This window comes from Flavobacterium sp. GW821-FHT12A05, assembly GCF_058807735.1.
In genome coordinates this window covers 1-2746 of the sequence record NZ_JBXAQY010000014.1, presented here as the reverse complement: position 1 = coordinate 2746, position 2746 = coordinate 1, and the positions used below count along the sequence as shown (strand labels likewise).

Below are 2746 nucleotides of genomic sequence, written 5' to 3'. Positions count from 1 at the left end.
GGGATGCTGATGGAAAAACTTATACAGCTTCTGGAAACTATAAAATTGACAACAACGGATGCACCGCTGATCAGGAATTAATTTTAACCGTTGGCGCAAAACCACAAACCATAACCACAACAGAAAACATCTGTTTTGGAGAATCTTTTGTATGGGATGCTGATGGAAAAACTTATACAGCTTCTGGAAACTATAAAATTGACAACAACGGATGCACCGCTGATCAGGAACTAATTTTAACTGTCGGTGAAAAACCTCAAACCATAACTACAACGGAAAACATCTGTTTTGGAGAATCTTTTGTATGGGATGTTGACGGGAAAACATATTCAACTTCGGGAACTTTCACCAAAGAAAATGACGGATGCACCGCTGATCAGGAATTAATTTTAACTGTCGGTGAAAAACCTCAAACCATAACTACAACGGAAAACATCTGTTTTGGAGAATCTTTTGTGTGGGATGTTGATGGAAAAACTTATTCATCATCAGGAACTTACACCCAAAACAATAATGGATGCACTGCTGATCAGGAATTGAAACTGACAGTAGGTACTAAACCGCAAACCATAACTACAACGGAAAACATCTGTTTTGGAGAATCTTTCAATTGGTCTGCAGATGGAAAAACGTATTCAACATCTGGAACATTCACCAAAGAAAATGACGGATGCACTGCCGATCAGGAATTGAAATTAACGGTTGGTGAAAAACCGCAAACCATAACTACAACGCAAAACATCTGTTTTGGAGAATCTTTTGTGTGGGATGTTGACGGAAAGACTTATTCAGCATCGGGAACTTACACCCAAAACAATAATGGATGCACCGCTGATCAGGAATTAATGTTAACTGTCGGAACAGTAGCAAAACCAGTAATAAGCACAGTAATTCAGCCAACTTGCGACATCACAACAGGAAGTTTTACCATTATTAATTATAATGCGTCGTATACTTATGAGATAAGACCTTCAACTGATGTTGTTCTAAACGGAAACACAATAACTGCTCCACAAGGAGAATATCAAATAAAAGCGACTCTGGGAACCTGTATATCTCAATTATCTGAAAAAGTAATTATAAATCAACAACCTGCAACACCTACCGCATCAATTACCTATCCGTCATCTTCCTATTCAACAACTGAGGGGACTACACAGATAACCAGAAATGGTCAAACAGGAGGTAAATACACTGCCGTACCTGCTGGTTTAAGCATTGATGAAAATACTGGAACAATTAATCCAAGCACAAGTGCCGCAAACACATATACCATATTTTATACTTTCACAAATGGCGTTTGCAGCAATACTGCTCAAACTATTGTTAAAATAGGTTCTCCAAAAATTGCCAGCTGGTTATTAGTAAAAGACCAAAATGGAAATGGAACTGTAGAACCTGGCGAAACTCTAACTTTTATATTAAGATTATCAAACATAGACCCCGATCATGTTACACTTAAAAACATCACAGGTTCTATTGACTTGCCTGAGCATACAAGCTTAGTAAATCAATGGCAATCAAAATATGTTACTCCTGAAAATTTTTCTTTTTCAAATCCAAATTATACGGATTTACCATATATCTGGGATTTAAGTTATTTACGTGAACCATTCATAATGTTGACTGTTAAAGCAGATTGTGATTTAACAGGCGTAAATCAAATAGAAACCAAAGGAAGAATTTACATTGATGGTGTAGAAATACAAACATCAGTACCTCCTATTCCAGTATCAAGCGATGGAACGTGGACAATAACTACAGGAACAGAACAATATTTTACTCCACCAAACTTACTAAATTGTACCAATTCAGAGGGATGTCCAACAACTCTTCCTGTATCAAATACTAAAGCAGTGGTTTTAAAGATCGATAATCCAGAAGCAGTTTGTTCTGATAATACAATAGATCTTTCAATGACAATAAATTCTGAGACTACACCAGGTATTTTATCCTACTGGACAGATGCGTTGGCAACTATTCCATTAACTAATCCTAATACAGTAGCAGTATCTGGAACATATTATATAAAGAACACTTCTGCGCAAGGCTGTGAAATAATCAAACCAGTAATTGTGACAATAACTCCAAAACCACAAACCATAACCACAACAGAAAACATCTGTTTTGGAGAATCTTTTGTTTGGGATGCTGATGGAAAAACTTATACAGCTTCTGGAAATTATAAAATTGACAACAACGGATGCACCGCTGATCAGGAATTAATTTTAACGGTTGGTGAAAAACCACAAATCATAACCACAATAGAAAACATCTGTTTCGGTGAATCTTTTGTGTGGGATGCTGATGGAAAAACTTATACAGCTTCTGGAAATTATAAAATTGACAACAACGGATGCACCGCTGATCAGGTACTAAAACTGACTGTCGGCGATAAACCGCAAACTATAACCACAACAGAAGATATCTGTTTTGGAGAATCTTTTGTGTGGGATGTTGATGAGAAAACTTATTCATCATCAGGAACTTACACCCAAAACAATAATGGATGCACTCCTGATCAAGAATTAATTTTAACTGTCGGTGCTAAACCGCAAACTATAAGCACAACAAAAGATATCTGTTTTGGAGAATCTTTTGTGTGGGATGTTGATGGGAAAACGTATTCAACATCGGGAACTTACAACAAAGAAAATGATGGATGCACGGCTGATCAGGAATTGAAATTAACGGTTGGTGAAAAACCTCAAACCATAACTACAACGAAAAACATCTGTTTTGGAGA

Annotated in this window: 1 protein-coding gene; it reads left to right on the top strand. The window is 36.7% G+C overall.

Features of this window, described 5'->3' with window-relative positions; genetic code table 11:
- Nucleotides 1–2746 (top strand): hypothetical protein (locus AC1RRQ_RS23240; RefSeq protein ID WP_493025452.1); only part of this gene is annotated, 2746 nt, incomplete at both ends.